Source organism: Daeguia caeni (assembly GCF_042653845.1).
Lineage (GTDB): Bacteria > Pseudomonadota > Alphaproteobacteria > Rhizobiales > Rhizobiaceae > Brucella > Brucella caeni.
On the sequence record NZ_JBHSEL010000006.1, the window covers coordinates 1 to 523 of the forward strand.

The following is a 523-nucleotide window of genomic DNA, read 5'->3' on the forward strand; positions in this document are numbered from 1 at the left end:
GCTGTCTTTGCGCCGACGGCTACGATCCACTCCCGTACAGCCTTGGCGATGAACTCCGGGCCGTTGTCGGAACGGACATGGCCCGGCACGCCGCGCAGGATGAACAGGTCCGACAGGGCGTCGATGACGTCGGTCGAGTTGAGCTTGCGATCGATGCGGATTGCAAGGCATTCCCTGGTGAACTCGTCGATGATGTTGAGCNAGGGTGCTCGGGCCGCAGCCGGACGCACGATCCGTCATTCAGCCAGAGGCGACCCCTCTTCGGTTGCTTGTGGGGAACCTTGAGCCCCTCCCGCCGCCAGATTCGTTCGACACGCTTGGCGTTCACCCTCCAGCCCTCGGACCGCAGCATCGCCGTGATCCTGCGGTAGCCGTAGCGCCCATACCGGGAAGCAAGCCGGATGATATCAGCCGTCAACGCATCCTCATCGGCTCGGCCATGCGGCTTCTTGCGCTGGGTCGAGCGGTGTTGGCCGAGAACCTTGCAGGCAAAGCGCTCCGACACGGAGAACTTCGCCATGAC

At 63.6% G+C, this 523-nt stretch carries 1 pseudogene; it reads right to left on the reverse strand.

Annotation, left to right across the window (positions count from 1 at the left end):
- Positions 1–523 (reverse strand): annotated as a pseudogene (locus tag ACFO1V_RS01050) (IS3 family transposase); the annotation flags it as partial.